Annotated in this window: 25 protein-coding genes; 2 read left to right on the top strand and 23 right to left on the bottom strand. The window is 45.2% G+C overall.

What is annotated here, in order from left to right:
• Nucleotides 1-9: 9 nt before the first annotated feature.
• Genes KNP91_RS01205 through KNP91_RS01180 form a run of 6 tightly spaced genes read right to left on the bottom strand, consistent with a single transcriptional unit; the run spans nucleotide 10 to nucleotide 3,339 of the window.
• Nucleotides 10-321, bottom strand: a complete 312-nt coding sequence (locus tag KNP91_RS01205) for a PulJ/GspJ family protein (protein WP_214766106.1) — start codon at nucleotides 319-321, stop codon at nucleotides 10-12.
• A gap of 5 nt (nucleotides 322-326) precedes the next feature.
• Nucleotides 327-794, bottom strand: coding sequence for a prepilin-type N-terminal cleavage/methylation domain-containing protein (locus KNP91_RS01200; protein ID WP_012369787.1), 468 nt, complete (start codon nucleotides 792-794; stop codon nucleotides 327-329).
• Entirely contained in the window at nucleotides 757-1,074 is a 318-nt protein-coding gene (locus KNP91_RS01195) for a competence type IV pilus major pilin ComGC (protein WP_012369786.1), read from the bottom strand. Before KNP91_RS01195 ends, KNP91_RS01200 begins: the two co-directional genes overlap by 38 nt.
• 20 nt (nucleotides 1,075-1,094) lie before the next feature.
• Nucleotides 1,095-2,003: a type II secretion system F family protein gene (locus KNP91_RS01190; RefSeq protein ID WP_251135832.1), complete on the bottom strand. Its 909-nt coding sequence runs from the start codon at nucleotides 2,001-2,003 to the stop codon at nucleotides 1,095-1,097.
• A 47-nt stretch (nucleotides 2,004-2,050) separates the two neighbouring features.
• Nucleotides 2,051-2,893 carry an ATPase, T2SS/T4P/T4SS family gene (locus KNP91_RS01185; protein WP_214848225.1) on the bottom strand — a complete coding sequence of 281 codons (843 nt, stop codon included), beginning with the start codon at nucleotides 2,891-2,893 and terminating at the stop codon, nucleotides 2,051-2,053.
• Between the two features lie 59 nt (nucleotides 2,894-2,952).
• A complete protein-coding gene (locus KNP91_RS01180) occupies nucleotides 2,953-3,339 on the bottom strand; it encodes a Spx/MgsR family RNA polymerase-binding regulatory protein (protein ID WP_012369783.1) in 387 nt (128 codons plus the stop codon).
• 225 nt (nucleotides 3,340-3,564) lie between these two features.
• On the opposite strand from KNP91_RS01180, the gene KNP91_RS01175 reads away from it, so the two are divergent.
• Nucleotides 3,565-3,828: a DUF2626 family protein gene (locus KNP91_RS01175; RefSeq protein WP_012369782.1), complete on the top strand. Its 264-nt coding sequence runs from the start codon at nucleotides 3,565-3,567 to the stop codon at nucleotides 3,826-3,828.
• A gap of 48 nt (nucleotides 3,829-3,876) precedes the next feature.
• On the opposite strand, the gene KNP91_RS01170 is transcribed toward KNP91_RS01175, so the two are convergent.
• Nucleotides 3,877-4,494, bottom strand: coding sequence for an MBL fold metallo-hydrolase (locus tag KNP91_RS01170; protein ID WP_214848221.1), 618 nt, complete (start codon nucleotides 4,492-4,494; stop codon nucleotides 3,877-3,879).
• Nucleotides 4,495-4,659: 165 nt separating this feature from the next.
• On the opposite strand from KNP91_RS01170, the gene KNP91_RS01165 reads away from it, so the two are divergent.
• Nucleotides 4,660-4,839 carry a DUF2759 domain-containing protein gene (locus KNP91_RS01165; protein ID WP_012369780.1) on the top strand — a complete coding sequence of 60 codons (180 nt, stop codon included), beginning with the start codon at nucleotides 4,660-4,662 and terminating at the stop codon, nucleotides 4,837-4,839.
• Between the two features lie 127 nt (nucleotides 4,840-4,966).
• Here KNP91_RS01165 and KNP91_RS01160 read toward each other — a convergent pair whose 3' ends face one another.
• The 16 genes from KNP91_RS01160 to KNP91_RS01085 form a co-directional block, all read right to left on the bottom strand.
• Nucleotides 4,967-6,892, bottom strand: a complete 1,926-nt coding sequence (locus KNP91_RS01160) for an LTA synthase family protein (protein ID WP_012369779.1) — start codon at nucleotides 6,890-6,892, stop codon at nucleotides 4,967-4,969.
• A 220-nt stretch (nucleotides 6,893-7,112) separates the two neighbouring features.
• Nucleotides 7,113-8,069, bottom strand: a complete 957-nt coding sequence (locus KNP91_RS01155) for an ROK family glucokinase (protein WP_041261510.1) — start codon at nucleotides 8,067-8,069, stop codon at nucleotides 7,113-7,115.
• Between the two features lie 77 nt (nucleotides 8,070-8,146).
• Nucleotides 8,147-8,344 (bottom strand): YqgQ family protein, encoded by a 198-nt coding sequence (locus KNP91_RS01150; protein WP_012369777.1) that lies wholly within the window; start codon nucleotides 8,342-8,344, stop codon nucleotides 8,147-8,149.
• Nucleotides 8,328-9,365: a M42 family metallopeptidase gene (locus tag KNP91_RS01145; RefSeq protein ID WP_012369776.1), complete on the bottom strand. Its 1,038-nt coding sequence runs from the start codon at nucleotides 9,363-9,365 to the stop codon at nucleotides 8,328-8,330. The genes KNP91_RS01150 and KNP91_RS01145 overlap by 17 nt, the downstream gene beginning before the upstream one ends.
• A 178-nt stretch (nucleotides 9,366-9,543) precedes the next feature.
• Nucleotides 9,544-10,053: a GNAT family N-acetyltransferase gene (locus KNP91_RS01140; protein WP_012369775.1), complete on the bottom strand. Its 510-nt coding sequence runs from the start codon at nucleotides 10,051-10,053 to the stop codon at nucleotides 9,544-9,546.
• Between the two features lie 209 nt (nucleotides 10,054-10,262).
• Nucleotides 10,263-11,216 carry an L-lactate dehydrogenase gene (locus KNP91_RS01135; protein ID WP_214765915.1) on the bottom strand — a complete coding sequence of 318 codons (954 nt, stop codon included), beginning with the start codon at nucleotides 11,214-11,216 and terminating at the stop codon, nucleotides 10,263-10,265.
• Nucleotides 11,217-11,384: 168 nt separating this feature from the next.
• Complete coding sequence (locus KNP91_RS01130) at nucleotides 11,385-12,164, bottom strand: DUF92 domain-containing protein (protein WP_012369773.1); 780 nt, start codon at nucleotides 12,162-12,164, stop codon at nucleotides 11,385-11,387.
• Nucleotides 12,155-12,703, bottom strand: a complete 549-nt coding sequence (locus KNP91_RS01125; RefSeq protein ID WP_214765917.1) for a 5-formyltetrahydrofolate cyclo-ligase — start codon at nucleotides 12,701-12,703, stop codon at nucleotides 12,155-12,157. Before KNP91_RS01125 ends, KNP91_RS01130 begins: the two co-directional genes overlap by 10 nt.
• A gap of 61 nt (nucleotides 12,704-12,764) precedes the next feature.
• Nucleotides 12,765-12,914, bottom strand: coding sequence for a 50S ribosomal protein L33 (gene rpmG / locus KNP91_RS01120; RefSeq protein ID WP_012369771.1), 150 nt, complete (start codon nucleotides 12,912-12,914; stop codon nucleotides 12,765-12,767).
• A gap of 104 nt (nucleotides 12,915-13,018) precedes the next feature.
• Complete coding sequence (locus KNP91_RS01115) at nucleotides 13,019-15,202, bottom strand: 1,4-alpha-glucan branching protein domain-containing protein (protein WP_214848218.1); 2,184 nt, start codon at nucleotides 15,200-15,202, stop codon at nucleotides 13,019-13,021.
• 39 nt (nucleotides 15,203-15,241) lie between these two features.
• Nucleotides 15,242-15,979 carry a DUF4912 domain-containing protein gene (locus KNP91_RS01110; protein WP_214765921.1) on the bottom strand — a complete coding sequence of 246 codons (738 nt, stop codon included), beginning with the start codon at nucleotides 15,977-15,979 and terminating at the stop codon, nucleotides 15,242-15,244.
• Nucleotides 15,980-16,086: 107 nt separating this feature from the next.
• The gene (gene phoU / locus KNP91_RS01105) at nucleotides 16,087-16,749 is read right to left on the bottom strand and encodes a phosphate signaling complex protein PhoU (protein WP_012369768.1); all 663 of its coding nucleotides are present in this window, start codon (nucleotides 16,747-16,749) and stop codon (nucleotides 16,087-16,089) included.
• A 17-nt stretch (nucleotides 16,750-16,766) separates the two neighbouring features.
• Nucleotides 16,767-17,543, bottom strand: coding sequence for a phosphate ABC transporter ATP-binding protein PstB (gene pstB, locus KNP91_RS01100; RefSeq protein WP_051524104.1), 777 nt, complete (start codon nucleotides 17,541-17,543; stop codon nucleotides 16,767-16,769).
• A gap of 100 nt (nucleotides 17,544-17,643) precedes the next feature.
• Nucleotides 17,644-18,552: a phosphate ABC transporter permease PstA gene (gene pstA / locus KNP91_RS01095; RefSeq protein ID WP_012369766.1), complete on the bottom strand. Its 909-nt coding sequence runs from the start codon at nucleotides 18,550-18,552 to the stop codon at nucleotides 17,644-17,646.
• A gap of 1 nt (nucleotide 18,553) precedes the next feature.
• Nucleotides 18,554-19,495: a phosphate ABC transporter permease subunit PstC gene (pstC, locus tag KNP91_RS01090; protein ID WP_012369765.1), complete on the bottom strand. Its 942-nt coding sequence runs from the start codon at nucleotides 19,493-19,495 to the stop codon at nucleotides 18,554-18,556.
• Between the two features lie 95 nt (nucleotides 19,496-19,590).
• Nucleotides 19,591-20,535 carry a PstS family phosphate ABC transporter substrate-binding protein gene (locus tag KNP91_RS01085; protein ID WP_214765923.1) on the bottom strand — a complete coding sequence of 315 codons (945 nt, stop codon included), beginning with the start codon at nucleotides 20,533-20,535 and terminating at the stop codon, nucleotides 19,591-19,593.
• Nucleotides 20,536-20,680: the final 145 nt, after the last annotated feature.

Below are 20,680 nucleotides of genomic sequence, written 5' to 3'. Positions count from 1 at the left end.
GCAATCAGACTAATCAATAAGAGTGGGCTCAGCCAAAGGACCAACGAAATTTCGAGGAGTGTCGTTCCGGATTGAGCTCGCCAAACAGAGCCCCTCACTACACCACATCCCTTCCCGGATATCGTATCCCGTTCTTTTTTCTGCGATTTGATCGGATGCCATTTGATCGAGCCGCCGCGTTTCGACCAGCAATTGATTTTTCTGCTTTTGAACAGACAACACAGGATCGATTGCGAGTATCAGGAAAAACGCGATGGCAACCATTGACAAGACGACTTCAAGGAGTGTGAATCCCTGTTGCTGAACACTTATATTTTTCACGGTTTTCACCTCAATTTTTGAATCAGCATCTGATAGTTGCCGAGTAAAAATTTGATTTCAAATGCTTGTGTCGTCGATTGACAGACCCAGGTCGAGGCATACGTCGAATGATAACTTTTAAAATAAATGATCCGTCCGTTTGAAGGTACGACACAGGAATGCCCCGGTTGAAACGTCCGTTGCCATAACAGCCGGTCATTCGCCATGACCAAATAACCTTTCCCGTCATTTTTCCAACGAAGCTGCATCTGATTCTGGTCACTCGTTTTAGAATACTGAATCAGTCGAAGTGTTTGGATATCCTGCTCGAGTATTCCAATGTCCTGTTCCAACGTATACAAGGCCGGCCGCCGCTCAATGACGGTCGGCAACAGTAACACTAACAGGCATCCGATCATTACTAGGACAACCGTCATCTCAATTAATGTAAATCCGTCATTTGACTTTCGTAAGTTCCCCAGTCTTCGCATCATACGTATAGGTCTCCTGATCGCAAGCAAGCTCGTTCGGTTTTTCCGCCGTTCCTCGATTGATGGTTTGCAGTGATTCCGGATATTTTTTCTCCTTGGCATAGTAAAGATTTACTTCGGAACGGATGACACGGATGTTTGCTTCGCAACTGACTCCTTTCGCCTGATCTTTCCCGCTCGTCATCGTCGGAATCAATACGAGTAAAAGCAAAGAAATGATCAGCAGGACAGCTGCCATTTCGAGCAATGTAAACCCTCGTTGATTTTGAATAAACCGTTTCATTTAATCGACTCCTCGTCTCTTTAAAATGGAAGTTGCTGAATCGCGAGTTGGATCGGATAATACAGAATCAAGAATAGTGTGCCTGTCATCACGGTTAATCCTCCGTACAATGCCGGTTCAATCAGCAACAGTTTCTTTTCGACTTCTTCCTCAATCGATTCATGTAACAATGCTGCCTGTTCCAGTAATAAAGGGCCTAAATCACCACTTTCCCGTGCAATATGAACCAATCCGACAGTTTCAACATCAATGATGTTTTCATCCTGCATCGCTTCCGATAATGGTTGACCGCTTTTTTGACGGTGATGCAACATCTGGTACATCTGTTTCTTTTTACCGGTTTGCCCTTGTTCCAAGGCATGAAAAGCTTCTTCCAATGAAAATCCGGCATCGATGAAGGAGCCGACCTCGATTGTAAACAGATAGCTGTAATACAAACGAAGCATTTTTTGAATCATCTTCATCCGCAACAGTCGTTTTATCGGTATACGGCGGATCAGAAGAATCAGTCCGACCATCGTTGTCAGCGGAGCAAATGCCATGACGTATTTGGCGGAAGGATGAATGAGGGGACGGACGAACGGAGGTAAGGTAGCCGGATTCGACATCTCGAGCAGGGAAGGAAATACGTAGAGGGCATAAAACATGAATAGCAACAGCAGACTGACAGCCAAGACAATTGGATAACGGGCCATCTTCCAAAACTTCTTTTTCATCTGACTTTCAAGCTCAAGTAATCGGATGACTTGTCGTAAAATCATCAGCGGACGTTCCGTTTGATCTCCTACTCTAAGTAATTGTTGTAACGCGGTCGGCAGGTTTAACGGTTCGAGGGCAAACGAAAGCCGGTTGCCCTGTTGTAATCGTTCTTGAATCTCACGAATGACCGGAATAAGCAAAGGGTCTTCAAAACGAATCAGTATATCCAATGCCTCTTTTGTTGAGATTCCTTTTGACAAGAGGCGATGGAATCGATTTAAGAACCGACCTTTGCTAGCGCTTGTAAGTTTTCGACGGTACAGCGCACGTTCCCCTCCTCCCGATATAGATGAATGATTTTTTTGCATACTGATAATTCTTCTTTCGTTATACCTAATGTCCTTAATCGCAGCATCGCCTCAGCAATCGATCCTGCATGTAGCGTAAACAACACGACATGACCGCTCAGTGCCGCATTGATGGTCAATCGTGCCGCTTCCGCCGTTCTCACCTCACCAAAAGCAATCCAGTCCGGATCAGCCCGGAGAATTTCTTCAAAGCACCGGGTCGCATCAAAACCAGCCTTCGCATTTAACTCCAGCTGTAAAATTCCCGGTACGCTGCATTCGATCGGATCTTCGACCGAAATAATCCGTTTCCCTTCCATCGAGGCCATCAACGAGTAAAGCATCGTCGTTTTCCCCGCTCCTGTCGTGCCCGAAATGATAATGCATCCATGTGTTTGTTGTTTCATCCAGATTAAATCGTCTTCAGGATCAAGCAAACCGGCCGCAACTTTGTCAGACACGACCGCCCGGTAAAATCGCCAGGACATGGCATCACCATATCGGCTCGGTAAGAGGGAAACACGCATCCCGTTCTCTTCCAGAGGATAAAGACCACTTTGAGGAATTCGTTCATTCTGTTCCTTTAGGTTGGCTTCATAGCGAACGTGACTGACGATCGACCGGTACTCGTCAATCGGTATCGAGGATTGTTCGTTTAACCCGCCATTCGCCCGACAGATGACTTGTGCCGTTTGGTCACCTGGAATAAAATGCACATCGGTCGCTCCAACCGTTTCAAATTGGTGAATCAATTGACTGATCTGTTCTCTCAACCCAACACCTCCTTAATCAAAAAATACAAAAAAAAAGAAGCCGAAACAAATCGGCTTCTTTAAGATACTTGGGCAATAATTCGGTTTTTACGTTTCGCAAGTGTCTCGAGTCCTGGTTTATCGTATCCGATTACAAGTTGTTTACCGTCAGTAATGATTGGACGGCGTAACAATTTTGGATTGTCACTCATCAAACGAAGTAGTTCGCTTAATTTCATGTCATCGACATCAATTCCCAAATCTTTAAATGCTTGGCTGCGTGTCGCCAGTAAACTTTCGATTCCATCTGTTGAAAGTTTAAGCAATTCCATCAACTCATCTACTGTTGGAGCATTTCTGAACAGATGACGTTCCTCTACATCAACATGTTCCTCTTTTAACCATGATTTCGTTTTACGACAAGATGTACAGCTTGGATACGTGAAAAATATCAACTCATTCGCCATTATTGCTCCTCCTCTCAAAATCTACGCTTCTCATTACAGAAACTATACCACGCATTCTTCCTTTTGTACACCTTTTGTACAACTATTGTACAAGTTTTTTTCAAACTTCATCTTTTGTTCACAGTTATTCCTTAACAAACACTAGAACATGATGGACGGATGATTGTTTGCTTGGTAAAATAAGTACGTATATTGACTATCTGTCGGATTTAGGGGGTTATATGAATGGGGAGAATGTACCGCGTACTCGGATTTTGGACTGGCATCATTGCAGTCATGGCATTTATCGGCGCTCTAGGTGGAGATGCCAGCTCAAGTGAACATACGGATTCATTTTTAGTTATGGGCTTCGTCTTCTTGGCACAAACAGTATTTTTTGCAGCATTAGGCTATCTTCGCCTAACTGAAAAAACGTATGTCTACATTTTTGCAGCGTACTTAACAGTATTCTTTATCGTCTTCACGTATTGGTCCAACTTCCAAATGTGAACAAAAATCCCTCGCCTTCGAATGAAGACGAGGGATTTTTTCATTTCTTCAGAAAAAAGGATTGTGCTTGATTTCCTGACGTAACGTCGTTTCCGGTCCATGTCCCGGATAAAATGTTGTATCGTGCGGTATTTCTGCAATGACACGATCGATGGACCGCATCAGTACGTCTTGATCGCCGCCTTCCAGGTCCGTTCGACCGACACTTCGTTTAAAAATCAGATCCCCTGCAAATGCAACCTGCTCTTTTTTAAAATAAAACGTCACACTGCCCGGTGAGTGTCCCGGTGTTTCCAAAACATGAAACTGAAACGGACCAATTTCCAAAGAACCGCTTGCCAACAATTGTTCTGCCGGCTTCACCTTTAATGGCGGCATGTTGAACTTAATCGATCCATTCAGATTCGGATTCGACAACCATTTCGTTTCATTTGGATGAATGTATGCCGGAGCCGACGTAAAACGCCGTAACATATCGACACCGCCAATATGATCGAAGTGGGCATGTGTTAAAAGAATGGCTTCGACCTTAGCATCGCGTTTTTCAATTTCATCAAAAAAACGCATATCTTCCGTTCCGGGATCAATCACTAAACATTTTCCTTCTTTAAAAAGAAGATAGCCGTTTTCCGAAGCCATACCTGAAGTAATACTTACGATTTCCATCTCATCAAACTCCTTTGTTGATATTCTTCTCTACTATACACGAAATTGTCGAAAGTTCGTCGTCCCCCCTCTCGACTTTATTCGCTCAGTCGGCTAAACTAAAAAGTGAGATTTAAGTGAAATCTTCGTGAACTTCATAACGTGATTTTTAAGGGGGAATACGTCATGCATTTGGATCAACCAATCGGTTGGCTTTTCTTTATCGTTGCACTCGTCGGCGTGTGGGCCGTCTTGCGTTCACTTAAGAAACGTCAAATGTTTCCACTCGTATTTGCTGGACTGACTGTTATCTTATTCGGTTGGTTTGGTATTGCGACATTGATTTTCGGCGGAATTCCGTCATAATCATGGTTTACACAAAAAAGGTCAGCATTCCAAATCGGAGTGCTGACCTTTTTTGTAGCCTGACAGTGTGGAAGTAATACCTCAAAAAAAAGACGGGAACGATTACACATCGTCCCTGTCTTTTGAATTATTTAGAAGTTTGAAGGAAACGTAACAGATCACCATAGATGACTTTATCCGATAAACCGAGTTCTTTCTCAGACTGTTTGACGGACTCTTTACAGATAGCGCCGTCTTTCTCGTCTGTGACTTCTTCACCGGTCTTACGGTCATAACATGTCTCTTGCGTGTAGACTGTCTTATCCGTTACGACAGAACCGTCCCGGAACAACGCATAATCTTTATGTTCTTTCGAGAACAGATCCGTTCCGAACAATACTTCATCTTTGAAATCGTAACCGAGCAGATTTAACAACGTCGGCTTGATATCAATTTGACTTGCGACCTCATCGTGTTTGACACCTTTGTCTTGTCCAGGTAAGTGGATCAAGAACGGTACACGTTGTAATTGAGCAACATCATACGGTGTTAACTCGTCTTTTTTCAACAATTCCGCCATCGCAGCATTGTGATTCGTCGAGATTCCGTAATGATCACCGTATACCATGAAAATCGTATCATCCCAAGTGCCGTCTTTCTTTAATCCTTCGATGAACTTACCGAGCGCCATGTCTTGATAAGCGAGTGCTTGAACATAATGATTTAATGTCGTCGAACTCGTTTCAAGCGGCGGTACGAGTTCATCTTCTGGTTTGGGCATTTCAAACGGATAATGATTCGTCAACGTGATGAACTTCGAGTAGAACGGGCGCGGAAGATCTTTCAGCATCGGTAACGATTGCTCAAAGAACTTATCGTCCAGTAAGCCCCACTCTGTTAAATCTTCCGGATTACCTAAATCGTAATCTGTTTCCGAGAAGAAACGGTCCACTCCGAAACTGTTGTAAACAATATCACGGTTCCAGAATGACTTGTTGTTTGCATGGAAAACAGCTGAATAATAACCGTCTTCTTTTAACATCTCAGGTGTGGCGCGGAATTCATTTTCTCCATTTGTAAAGAATGCGGATCCACGACCGAGTGGATAAATCGAGTTTTCCAAGATAAACTCGGCGTCCGATGTTTTTCCTTGTCCAGTATTGTGATAGAAATTATCCCAATAGTGCGAGTCTTTGATCAGTTTATTGAGGTTAGGTGTGACTTCCTGCCCATTCGGTGCTTTTAAGCCGACAGCAAACGATTGAGCTGACTCAAATGAAATCACGATGACGTTTTTCCCTTTATACTTCCCAAACATCGCCGGGTTCGGTTCAGCGTACTTAGAATCTACAAACCCTTGCACTTCAGAGAGCTCCGAGCTGTCCGCCATTGCTTTTTGTGCTGACGTTTTTGACTGGATCAGCGCATCGTACATATGGAAGTTAAACGTCCCGATATTTTTAACGAGAAGCTCGCGGTCAAACGCACGTGTCAATAGTTCCGGCCGTTCTGTTTCAGCAAGTGCCAGGTTCCCAAGGAAAACGGCTGTTGCTGCGACGAAAGCGAGAATCGCACGTCCGCGTGATGCAATATTTTTCGACATATCCATTTTTCGAAGGAAGAATGGAAGAATCAACAAGTCACCGACAATCAGCAAATCTGCCCATGACAATAATGAAGTTAGTGAAGCGGATACTGTCTCTGCGTTCGATGTCTGGAACAGAACCGGTAATGTCAAATAGTCATTGAAGAAACGGAAGAAAATGATATCCGCATACAGAACAAGTGTCGCAACGACAAGAGTTCCGTAGATGAACCATTTTTGAACGTTTCCGCGGAAGAAGAAACTGAATCCAAACATAAACAGTGCCGAACTGATTGGATTGATCAGTAAGATGAATGCCTGGGCCGAATTGGTGACCGGCACATTAAAAAAGAGCGTATACGCCAAATATGTTTTTAACCAAATCAGAAGTGTCGCAATCCAAAAGAGCTTGTGCTCCTTATACGTACTGCGTACACCTTGACCCAGCTTTAGCCGCATACGCGACCAGATGCTTGAGTCTTGCTGCATAAAAACCTGCCTCCTAATATACGTGTGTCCTTTTTGATTGAACTTTTACACGTCTTACATGTCTTAATCTATTTATACCCGTATCACGTGAAAATTTTACGCTTACTTTTACAAAAATGCAACCGGAATCCGGTCGATACTTTACATTCACATACTTTTATTACGTTTGTAAATAAAAAAAAGATTCAAAATATCGAATCTTTTTTAAAACATTTACTTATTATTTTTTCAGAAACATTTGTTTCGCCAACCAAGCACAGCCGATGACACCGGCGTCATTACCCAGTTCAGCGATTTTGAAGGTCGTTGATCCGAAGACCCGCGGCAAAGCAAATCGCTTAAATGTCTCTTGTAATGGAGCCATCAGCGCCTCGCCTGCTTTTGAAACGCCGCCGCCAATGACGATGATTTCAGGATTAAAGCTGTTGGCTAAATTCGAAATGGCGAGTCCAAGGTGGAACGTTACTTCTTCCACGACCTCGTTCGCTACCGTATCCCCTTGCGAATACGCTTCAAACACATCTTTTGCCGTAACCGCTTTGATGTCGTTCAAAGAAGTGACCTGTCCTTTTCGTTTTTCAAGACCAAGCCGGGCGACACCTGTTGCGGAAGCAATCGTTTCCAAACACCCTTTACGACCGCAACCACACATGACACCACCTTCCGGCAACATTGTGATATGACCGATTTCACCGGCCATACCGACTGTACCGTGAACGATTTGACCGTTTGTGATCAATCCGCCTCCGACCCCGGTTCCGAGTGTAACGGCAAGCAGTTCTGTCGCTCCGCTTCCGGCCCCTTTCCACATCTCACCGATTGCTGCTGCGTTCGCGTCATTCTCGATCACTGCCGGTAATCCGGTTAAACGCTCGAATTCTCCGACGAGTTCGAAATTGTTCCAACCGATATTGACCGCTTTTTCGACGACACCCGTGTTAAAGTCGATGAATCCCGGTGCCCCGATTCCGGCTCCAACAAAATCTTCAACGCGTTTATTGCTTTGCTGGCATTTTTCAAAGAAAGAATGGGCGATGTCTCCCGGAATTTGTTCCCCATCATTTAAGATAACCGTTTCGATTTCCCATTTTTCCACGATAATTCCTTGTAAGTCTAAAATCGCCATCTTGACCGTCGTTCCGCCGATATCTACACCCAGTAACCACTTCATCGTCATAACTCCCTTATGATAAAAGATTCTTCCCTTTTATTTTAGCTGATTCATTCACCTGTGCAAAGGGTTGCACAATATTTTCATGATTTTCTCGATTGTTGCAACTCGTATGCCAAAATCACTTTTGCAGAATCATATTGTTTTTTCTCCAGTACACCCGCCTGCTCCAGCTCATCGAGTTCCAGCATCATCATCGCAATGTCCGATTCTCGGTCACCGAGATAAACGATTGTCCCGTATGATTTGAGCAATTGCTGGACGTCATAAAGTGTTTTCATCGTTCATCGGCTCCTTTACAAATGCGTCCAGTAAATCGTAGGTCGCTTGAAGTGACGTTTCATGTGTCCGCTCATAAGAATGACTCGATTCAATTCCAGGACCGAGTAAACCGTGTCGGACATCATGTCCGGCATGAACCGCTGCTGAAGCATCCGAGCTGTAATACGGATAGATATCCACTTTGTACGGAATCGAATGCTGTTGCGCTAAACGTGTGAACTGGTGACGTAAGGCAAGATCGTACGGACCTGAACCATCTTTTGCACAAATCGAAACCGTGTACTCATCCGAATGTTGTCCTTCTCCGAGTGCTCCCATATCGACTGCGATATATTCGGCGACATCTTCAGAAAAACCGGCATTACCTCCAAATCCAACTTCTTCATAGTTCGAAATCAGAATATGGACAGGATGTGGCAGCGTCAGGGTTTTCCATTTTTTGACGAGCTCCAGTAATAAAGCGACGGACGCTTTGTCATCAAGATGACGTGATTTGACGAATCCTGTCTCCGTATGGACGAATCGCGGATCGAACGTCACGATATCCCCTACTTCAATTCCGGAAACCCGCGTTTCTTCTGCCGTCGTCGAACGGATGTCAAGACGGACCTCGATATTCGTCGCGCTCCGCTCTTCCGTATTTGTCACACGTGACGTGTGGACGCTTGAATGATGGAACACGATCGTTCCGGAAACCGTCTGTCCGTCCATCTTGTGAACTAAACAGTTTTCCCCCTCAATTGCTGTCCAGGCATAGCCGCCGAGCTGCGAAAGACTGAGGCGCCCGGTCGGTAAGATTTCTTTTACCATTGCTCCTAGCGTATCGACATGCGCCGTTAACAGCCGGATTCGCGCCGACTCGCCCGGCAACATCGCAAGCAATGCCCCTTTTTCTAATTTTTTATATGAAATACCTTCTTCTTTGAACCGGTTTTCTACATATGTAAGTGCGTGAGCGGTGAATCCGGTCGGACTAGGAATCTCCACTAAGTCACGAATCGTCTGAACAACTGCCTGCATCTGTTCCACTCCTTTTCAAATGTTTTTTCCCTCTCTATGATACCAAAAGATGGAACAGGCGGATACTGATTCATCGCTTCAGCCGTCTGCCCTGTCAATAAAAAAAGTCGTAGAGTCAATGTAAATTGACTCTACGACTTTTCATACGTCTACGCATAGACGACAATCCGTCTTTCCATCAGACGTATTTCTTCATCCAAATATCATCCCGGTACGTCCCATCTTCCAATTTAACGGAATCCGGATCTTCCGCGTATACTTCGAATCCAAGTGATTCATACAGACTTTGCGCTGCCTCGTTACCGGAAAGTACCGCCAAAATGACTTGTTCGACATCAGGAAGTTGTTTTGCTTCTTCAATCAAAGCTTCCATCAAAGCACGACCCGTTCCGCCACGATAATCCGGTGAAACATATACGCCGGAAATCATCGCTTTATGCGACTCCCGTGATAATTCGAACGATTTGACCTGTCCGAACCCAAATAATTTTTCACCGTCAAATATTCCGAGCCATATTTCATCGGAATCCGGACCGCCTTCCAGTCCTTCTTGAACATCCTGAATCGGTGTTTGTTGTTCATCATCAAACGAATGACCAAACGCATCTGGATGATTTTTTAATCCTTCCAGTCGAAGACTCCAATACTGTTCTGCATCTTCTTTCGTTAACTTCCGAAATGTATACATGACTGTCTTTCTCCCCTTTATGCGTTTTTGCTAGTGAATACGATGCTATGAAAAACTCTTCTATCCTTTACATAACCTTTTTCTAGTAAAATAAAACCTAGTTTAATCGAGATTCTTCCATACAAAAAAGACCATTCCTTTTTGACTGATTAAAAAGGAATGGTCTTTTTACTTCAAGCAGATGGATCGCAGCAGATGGCGTCTTCACCTCAGTGAAGGACAGGTTCCATCGTTTGCCGTAACACTTCTGCTGAGTGATGGAATTTTTTCAATTCTTCTTCCGTTAAAGAAACTTCAATGATTTCCCGGACCCCTTGCCGGTTGATGATTGCCGGGACGCCGATATGAATCCCGGAAATTCCATACTGACCGTCGACGTGCGCACCGACCGTCAAAAGACAGTTCTCATTTCCAAGAATCGCCCGGACGATTCGAACGAGTCCAAGTCCGATTGCATAATACGTCGCACCTTTTCGTTCGATGATATGATAGGCTGCATCGCGGACATTGATATAAATCTGATCAAGATCCGCTTGCGAGTATCGGTCATCTTCCGCTAACAATTCATCAATCGTTTTACCATAGATCCGGGAATTGCTCCAGGCTGCAAATTCGGTGTCCCCGTGCTCACCGAGAATATACGCATGGGCATTACGGGAATCGATGTGGAAGTATTCACCGAGCATTTGGCGTAAACGTGCCGTATCCAGAACCGTTCCTGAGCCAAAGACACGGGATTTCGGAAGACCGGAATATTTCCAAGCTAAGTGGGCCATGATGTCAACCGGATTAGAGGCAACGACGATGATGCCATCAAAACCGGACTCCATGATTTGACGCACCATTTCTTTCATGATTAACGCATTTTTAGCAACAAGATCGAGTCGGGTTTCACCCGGTTTTTGTGGCGCGCCTGCTGTGATGACGATCACTTCCGCTTCTTTGCAGTCTGAATAATCCCCTGCCCAGATCCGCATCGGAGAAGAGCTGAATGGTGTTCCGTGATTTAAATCCATCGCTTCGCCTTCCGCTTTGGCTTTATTTACGTCGATGATAACCAATTCTTCACACAATCCTGCCGTTGACATCTGATAAGCAAAGCTTGAACCGACAGCCCCCGCCCCAATTAACGCTACACGTGTCACTTTCGCATGTAATTCCATCCTTTATATCCACCTTTCTGATAGGTAATTTAAAAGTTTGTTAACTACCTCACAATTAGATTGTAACATCTTTCACAAAGTTTAGGAATTAATGAAATCGTTCACATCTTGTCTAAATTGTGTCAATAATATCCTAACATAAGGAAAAGTGACATCTTCCATTTCAACTTACCACATTCGATGCCCTATAAAACCAATCATTCCGGCTAACGTACTCGATAAAAAGTTGACGGCGTCATTCCCGAGCCATTTCCACCCTTTTAAATAAAGGGTCGGTTGGTTGTGGTGCCGGCGTTTCTCCGTTTCTTTCGAACAGACGACACACCGGAATTTCCGCTGGACCGTCCCCCCGAATACGGTATCAAGCAGACTACCTATGATGCCGCCTGCTGCGATCAATAGCCACGTCCCCGTTGGTAAATCAAACAACAGGTCTCCCGCTGTCGCAATAAATAGGGCGCCGACGATCGTTGCCGATGTCCCAAGAAACGAAACGGCACCGCTCGTCCCGGCCGGTACACGCCGTCCCGTAAACAGGAAAGGATCTTTTTTTGATAACGGACCGATTTCAGAAGCCCATGTGTCCGCATTGGATGCTGCAAGGACAACCAAAAATAAGACGAGAAACGACGTGTGTTCTGTCCAACTGAATCCTATGGAAGCTAATGCTGCGATGCCTCCATTTGCGAGAACCTGCCAGCCGTCACGCGGTCCATCTTTTTCGACAATTTGATCCACTGATTGTTTTCTTCGTTTCCCGAGTTTCGATAACAAACTGGAACTGCCAAAAAAGAGCATTAACATGACAAGTCCGGGGTATCCGAAACCAGCAAGGACAAGCGAACCGACGACCACCGTAAAGAGACTGCCGCTGACGGTCAATAGACGAAACCGGTAACCGATATATCCGAGCAGCAAACAAAATACGACACCGTATATTACCGACATACGATGACCTTAGACTCGGTTACGATTTTTTGGACCGGTTGATCAAACGGTTCCACCTCAAAATCAGAAACGAGCTGACAGTCAAACGTAACCGCTACCGTATGCCCCGGGTAGTCAGTTAATGCCCGGTCATAAAAACCGCCGCCCCATCCGATGCGGTATCCTGCACGTGTGAAAGCCCGTCCAGGAACAAGACAAAGATCGACTGAACGCAAAGATTGCTCGTTCGCCTGGTCATCCGGTTCACGAATACCCATCTTCGTTTCAATTAACGGACTGTTCGGTACGTATTCAAAAAATTTCATTTCCTGTTGTATGACTTTCGGAATGACTACCTGTTTTCCGAGTTGCCAGGCTTTTAAAACAATCGGATCCGTCGCACATTCATTACGAAACGACAGTGTGACAGCAATCGATTGAGCATTTTTCCACTCCGGTAATTCAAATAACTGATCATAAATCTGCTGTTGCTTTTGTTCCCGGTTTTCCAACCGGTTTAACTGATCGGTGATCCATCGCCGGATTTCCTGCTTTTCCATTCTGCCAATCCCCCTTATTCAACAAAAAAGCCATCACACAAGGTGACGGCTTCCATCTCAATTATTTTACTTCACGGTGAAGTGTGTGCTTACGGAGACGTGGGTTGTATTTCTTCAACTCAAGACGCTCTGGGTTGTTACGCTTGTTCTTCTTAGTGATATAAGTACGGTCACCAGTTTCAGTGCAAGCCAAAGTAATTTTAACGCGCATGGGATTCCCTCCTATCTAGCTCTCGATGTATCAAGTATTTTTGCTTTACATAAGGTTAAGCATACTCAAGTATCGTACCAAGAAAGGAAGTGAATTGCAACTGTTCATCCGTTCTTTTTTGGATTCATTATATGCTGGTATGGATTTTCAAGGTCCACCTGGAATGTACGCAGTTCTTTTGCGACATGATAATCCTGTTCGATCCCGTTTCTCGCTTCTTCTCGTTCGAGATAAATGACGTCCGAATGACGTAATGCTTCGCCTTCCAGTCGTTTGATTGCTACGACCAGTCCGCCTGTTCCTGACGGAGAACGTTCGCTTTCCAAGTCATACACGTTGCTTACAAGTGGCAATCCGTTCATTTCCGCAAACGATTGGGCTGCTGAAGCCGTCTCCATATTAAAGTTATGGACAAGACGGAACTCGACGATTTTATTCAACGCCTGCGCTTGACGCAAGACTGCCAAATTTAAGCCGGCCAATTGATTATACGTCTGAACGAGCGGTAGACCATTAACTTCGACAGAATAGACATGGATACCATCCTCATGTCGATAGCCCGTCGCGCCTGATGTGATGACGTACACATTTTCACCGGATGCAGCTAATCGTTTTGCGTATTCTGCAACCGGACGATTCGGATCATCATATTGAGTGGTCACAAGTAAAAGGGCCTCACTGTTCCATGATGCTTCCCGTTGAACCGCCACGTAGTAATCGTGCGGCGTCAAGAAGACATCCGGTTCAATGTCTGTATCGGCGAGGAACGGGTATTCTGCATACCGTTCTTCCAACCAATCCAGTGTCAGCTCTTGTGCATCAAGGCGGCGTTCCGTCTCTTCAAAACGTTTGATGTGTTCACGGAAGCGGTTCGCTGCATACTGTGCTGTCGTCTGTCCGTCAAGAATAAACGGCCAGTCACTCGAAACGGCAAGCAGATACTCCCGAATCAATTGGCGTTTGGCTTTCACCGTCAGCTCATCTTGATGACGATTACGGGCAACGACACCTGCCAACCGTTTTTCAAGTTGATGCAGGTGACGGATCATCCAATCATTCCGCTCATTGATCCAGACGTCGGCATAACCTTTACGTCCCCATGTTCCCATGGCAATGTGAACCGTTTCAATATCCTGGAAGTGACGTTCTAAGAACATCGCCGGAGAAATCGACTCGATGCCGTAGTCTTCGAATCGTTCCATCGTTTTTCCGAGGAAGTCCGGCCCCTCGAACCACCAATGTCCGAATAACTCGGCATCGAATGGTGCCGTGACGAGGAACGGCGGGAAATCTTGTCCGCTCTGCTCATCTAAATGGTTCGCAAGTGCTTCCGCAAAATCGTTCGCATGGACATCCGTCCGTTTCCAGGCCCAATCACGGACATAATATTCTTTTTGGTCCGACTCGCCCGTTACCCGGTGAAGTTTTAAGCCCGTGTCGTAACGGAGTCCTTCCGGATGCATGAATTCAGCAATTTGATCCCATTCCCGGTCATAGGCGAGATCACGATAAAACTCACGGTAATCCGGGTGTCCCGGATAACCGATGACTGAACTCCAGATCCGGCCCGAGATGATTTGATCACGCGGGAATAAAGCGACACCATGCGGCGAATAAACCGGTGCTCCGATACCGTGTTTCGGCGTAGGATCGGCATTCAGGATCGAATGTTCGTCAACGAACGTGTAACGGATACCTTCTTCGTACATGATTTTATCAAGACCCGGCGTATATGCACATTCCGGCATCCATAGACCGGTCGGACGATAACCGTAATGGCGTTCAAAACAGTTTAACCCTGTCTGAATTTCAGAACGTGCCGCTTGTTCCGACAGCATGTGCGGACTGAATCCGTGTGTCGCGGTACAAGTCATCAATTCGAGATAACCTTGTTCCTTGTAATGGCGGAAAGCATGGTTTAAGTTACGCCCCCAGTGCTCGAACGTCACTTTTAAATCATGATAGCGTTCTTTGTAAAAGAGTAAGGCATCACGTTCCTCGTTCACCAACTCGCGTTGTAACTCCTGTTCAATCAATCGTAACGTATCGTCCAGATGCTCCACATAACGATCTTGAATGAGCGAGTCTGCCAACATCTCGATGACCGGTGGAGAGATACTGATCGTCCAGCCAAGCGGACGCTCCAAGCGGTCAATTTCCCATAGTAATGGAATATATGTTTCTGAAATGGCTTCGTACATCCATCTCTCTTCTAGACGATGGGCTTCCTGATGTCGGATGTATGGTAAATGGGCATGTAAAACAAGTGAAAAATAACCTTTGCGCATGTCTGTTCTTCCTCTCCTTCTGCTGTCTATCTATTTTCTTCAGCGAATCCGATCAAAATAGGAGTATGGACGTAATACTTCCACCCATTCCGGCTGCTCGACTTCTCCATACTGCCAGCGCGCGACGACTTCTGAAAAACGTCCGTCTACGACAGGCTCGTCACGTGGTGTCTCGACCGGTTTTGACCGGAGAACAGGAAGAAAATCACCGTCGATTGTTTGAATGCCCCATTCGATGATGTATGTAGTATTTGGCATCAACGGACGGACAAACCATGTATTCGTCATTTCCGGCAGTTCAAATTGATAAGAACGGTTGACTTCACCTTTTTCATAATCCCGCAACGTCACATCAATGATGCGCATTTCTTTCCGGAACGAGTCGAATGATGCATGGTAATGTGTCTCAAGCATCTTTCGGGACAATTCAGACAATTCCCAGTAGACATAGACCGCTGTCGGAGATTGGACGATTGCATGGATGATGTCATCTTCATAATGAGTCGCCATTCCAAACGCATCCCGCTCTAATGAAGGGACAGCTGTTAATGCAGGTACGATTTCATTTTGTTTCGGAGCACTCACGGTTACGCCTGCCTTCTTCTTTTTAGGTTTAGCGACCGGAGTCGACTCTGTTGAAACTGCTTTATTTTCCGTTAATGACTTCCGGTATTTACTCCAGGCATATTTGACCTTACCTTCTGTCGATTCGATCTTTTCCGCAATTTGTTTGATTGTTAGTCCTTGTTCTTTTAATTTTATGATTTTTTCAAGCATTACCTATCACCTCTTTCTCTTTATTCACTTCTTTCTTATTCTACAAACTTGTTTCAAAATCCTTTACAAAAAAAGTAGGCCGAGGATTTCCCTCCAGCCTACTGTACTTAGCTATTTAAATCATAGTGCTTTCCTTTTGCCATGTAAATCAAATGCTCGCCGACGTTCGTTAAATGGTCACCCATCCGTTCGATGTACCGGCAAATATTCGTAAATTGCATGATTTCATCAACGACAACCGGTTGCAGGGACATATGCCGCATATATTGCCGCAATGCTTTGTACGTCGTGTCATCAATGATGTTATCGAGATCGGACAGGGCTTTTGCTTTTTCGATGTCACCGTCACGGTAGGCGACAATCGCGGTTTCCGTCATGTCGAGTAACGTTTCAAACGCTTCTTTTAATAACGAGATGTCAATGACGTAAGGGAACGTCTCGACACGCAAGACGGCTTTAGAAATGTTACCCGCGTAATCCGCGATCCGCTCCAAGTCGCTCGCGATTTTCATTGCTGTGACCAACCGTCGTAAATCGGTGGCGACCGGCTGTTGTTTCGCAATCAGTAAAATTGCATCATCGTTGATCTCCAGTTCGAGTGCATCGAGTTCATTATCATTTTCGATGACTTTAAGCGCAATCTCACGATCATATTTTTCGAGGGCTTCTGCCGTCGTTGCGATCTGTTGCATTGTCTTTCGGGCCAATAAAAATACTTTTTGATCAAGTACTGCCAGGTTTTCTCCAAAAATCGTCCGGTTCGCTGCCATTGAAAAGTTCCTCCTTGTTATCCGAATCGTCCTGAAATATAGTCTTCTGTCCGTTTGTCACTCGGATTTGAGAAAATACGATCCGTTTGGTCAAATTCAACGACTTCACCGTTCAAGAAGAATGCTGTTTTATCCGAGACACGTGCTGCTTGTTGCATGTTATGCGTCACAATGATGATCGAATAATCTTTTTTCAATTCCTGTACCAATTCTTCGACTTTCAACGTTGAGATCGGATCAAGTGCAGATGTCGGCTCATCCATCAAGATGACATCGGGTTCGATTGCCAGGCAACGGGCGATACAGAGACGTTGTTGTTGTCCGCCTGACAGTCCATAGGCGTTTTCGTTCAAGCGGTCTTTGACCTCATCCCAAATCGCTGCCCCGCGTAAACTGCGTTCAACAATCTCATCCAGGATTTTTTTATTTTTGACACCGTGGACACGCGGTCCGTATGCGATGTTGTCATAAATCGATTTTGGGAACGGGTTTGGTTGCTGGAAGACCATTCCGACCGATGTCCGCAATTCTTCGACTTCGTAATCCTTATCAAAGATATTACGGCCGTGGTATTCGATGACACCGTTCGTCCGTACGATCGGAACGAGTTCGACCATTCGGTTCAACGTTTTGATGAACGTCGATTTCCCGCATCCTGACGGTCCGATGATGGCCGTCACTTCATTTTGTTTAATGTCCAGATTAACATCTTTCAAAGCATGATCATCACCGTACCATAGGTTCAAATCATTGACACGGTATACACTTTGTCGCGCAGCTACTGGTTGATTCATTGTTTTTGCCCCTTCTTTGGCTGGTTTTGTCGTCAGCTTCGTATCCATCATCTGTGTTCCTCCTTCATGATTCAGAACGTAATTCGTTATATAGGTGTGATTAGTATCGTTTTGAAAAACGGTTGCGGATCCAAATCGCCAGTGAATTCATCGTCAAGAGGATGACCATCAGGATGATGATTCCGGCAGCAGCCAGACCTTGGAAGTCAGCTTGCGGACGGCTTGTCCAGTTGTAGATTTGAATCGGTAACGCTGTAAACTCTGAGAAAATCCCTTCCGGTGCACGGGCGATGAAGATGGCAGCTCCGACCATGATGAGTGGTGCCGTTTCTCCGATGGCACGCGAGACGGCAAGGATGATTCCCGTGATGACGCCCGGAAGCGACGCCGGTAAAACGACTTTAAACGTCGTTTGCCATTTCGAGGCTCCGAGGGCGAGTGACGCATGACGCATCGCTTGCGGCACCGCACGAATTGCTTCTTGCGATGAAACGATGACGACCGGCAAGCTCATCAGCGCAAGCGTTAATGCTCCGGCGATCAACGTCGAGCCGAAGCCCATGTTCCGGACAAAAAAGGTTAAGCCGAGTAATCCGAAAACAATCGACGGAACACCCGCCAAGTTTGAGATATTGACTTCGATGAACGATGTCATGCGGCCTTTTTTCGCATATTCTTCCAAATAAATCGCTGCTCCGACACCCAAGATGAAAATCATCGGAATGATCAGGAGCATTAGGAAAATCGATCCCATCAGCGCAGGATAGATTCCGGCACGATCCGGCCGGCGGGATGGTGCATTTTGTAGGAAGTCGAGTGATAACCAGGCCGCTCCGTCACGAATGACACCAAAGAGCAGAATACCAAGTACGACTAAACCGAATAACAGTCCAATTAAGAATACGACTTTCGTGACATTGTTTACGACAAGACGCTGGCTGATTGATTTTTTCACAGCAGCAGGATCAATAAACTTTTTCTGTACAGGTTGTTTTTCTGGTAAGGCCATCTTAGTACTCCTCTCTGAAACGACGCGTGATCCAGTTCGCGAGTAAGTTCATCAATAGAGTAAAGACGAACAACAACGTACCGACAGCGTAGATACTGTAATATTCAATCGTGCCATAACCGGCGTCACCGAGTGCAACTTGAACGATATAAGCCGTCATCGTCTGTACCGGCTCTAACGGATTTACTGCAGCCGTTGGGTTTGATCCACCTGCAATCGTCACGATCATCGTTTCACCGATTGCACGGGACATACCGAGAACGATTGAGGCAATGATTCCGGAAAGTGCTGCCGGAACTACGACTTTTAAAGCAACTTCGAGACGTGTGGAACCGAGTGCAAGCGCACCGTCACGAATTTTTTTCGGAACAGAACTCATTGCATCCTCTGAAATCGACGCAATCATCGGGATGATCATGATTCCGACAACGATTCCCGGACTTAATGCGTTATAAATCGCAAGACCCGGAATAAGTTTTACGAGTAACGGTGTGACAAACGTCAAGGCGAAGAATCCGAAAACGATTGTCGGAACGCCTGCTAAGACTTCAAGAATCGGTTTAAGAACACGACGGGCGCGTTCTGATGCATACTCACTCAAATAAATCGCAGAAGTGAGTCCGATCGGCACGGCAACTAGCATCGCAATCACGGTAATTTCAAGTGTTCCGACGACAAGCGGCCAAATTCCGTACTCCGGTTGAGAGTTCAGCGGGTACCAGCTTGTGCTGCCGAAGAATTCTTTAAACGAAACAACTTCAAAGAAGTGTTCTGTTTCAATAACTAACGTGAGAATGATGCCGATGGTCGTAACGACGGATACGAACGCACAGAGAAACAATACGATCGGCATAATACGTTCCATGATGTTTTTCATACTAAATTTTTGTTGTCGGTTCTTTTGGATCAGCTCGCGAACCGATTTGTTTGATGATGGATTCACCCTTCTTCGCTCCCTACTTCATCATACCTACATAAGAACGTGGCCCCAAAAAAGGGAGATCCCCCTTTTTTCGGGCCGTCCTCGTGTAATGATGGTTATTTCATTGCATCTTCGATGGCTTTTGTGTTTTCATCGTAACGATCTTGCGGCATTTTGATATAACCGACTTCTTCTGATAAGTCTCCAGCATTTTCATTTGTGAATTTAACGAAGTCCGCGACTTGTTTTTTGTCTTTCAACGACTTGTTGTTGACGTACGTATAAATTTCACGTGACAGCGGGTAAGAAAGATCTTTGATCGTTTCCGGTGTTGGATCGACTGCGTCTTTTCCTTCAGCCGAAAGCGGTACTTCTTTTAACTTATCTTTGTTTTCCGCGTAATAAGCGTATCCGAAGTAACCAATCGCACCTTTTGTTCCTTCGACTCCTTTGACAAGGACGTTGTCATCTTCTGAAAGCTGAACATCTTTACGCATATCTTTTTTCTCAAGAACTTTTTCTGAGAAGAAATCAAATGTTCCGGAATCTTTACCCGGGCTGAAGAATTTGATTGGTTCTGCTGGATAAGAAGAATCGACATCTTTCCATGTCTTCACATTCGGATCCAACCAGATTTTCTCTAACTGGTCGAGTGTCATTTCTTTGACCCATGTGTTCTCTTTACTGATTGCGACTGTTAATCCGTCGTAAGCAAGAGCTAATTTTGTGTATTCAATGCTATTTTTTTCAGCTTCTGCTGCTTCTTCTTCTTTAATTTCACGCGAGGCGTTTGAAAGGTCTGTTTCACCAACGACAAAACGTTTGAATCCGCCGCCAGTACCGGATACTCCGACCGTGACATCAACGTCTGGTTGTTCGATCGAATATTCTTCACCAACAGCTTCCATGATTGGGAAGACTGTTGAAGATCCATCAATAGCGATCTTTCCTGAAAGATCTGAAGAACTTGAAGAGCCGCCTTTGTCATTACCGCATGCCGCACCGACTACTGCGATTGAAGCTACCGTTGTGATAAGTGCTGTTTTTTTCATCCAAGACATGATTAATTTTCCTCCTCGAAGTATGTCGCTGGTCACGCTACGACTTTATATCCGTTTTCCTTACAAGACTTATACTAGCGATGAACTATTAAACCAAAATGAATCCAACGTAAAAGAATTGTAAAGTCGTGTATTTCCGCGTTTA

This window comes from Exiguobacterium sp. s138 (assembly GCF_018618775.1).
GTDB lineage: Bacteria > Bacillota > Bacilli > Exiguobacteriales > Exiguobacteriaceae > Exiguobacterium_A > Exiguobacterium_A artemiae.
This window is presented reverse-complemented; position numbering and strand designations above follow the sequence as displayed.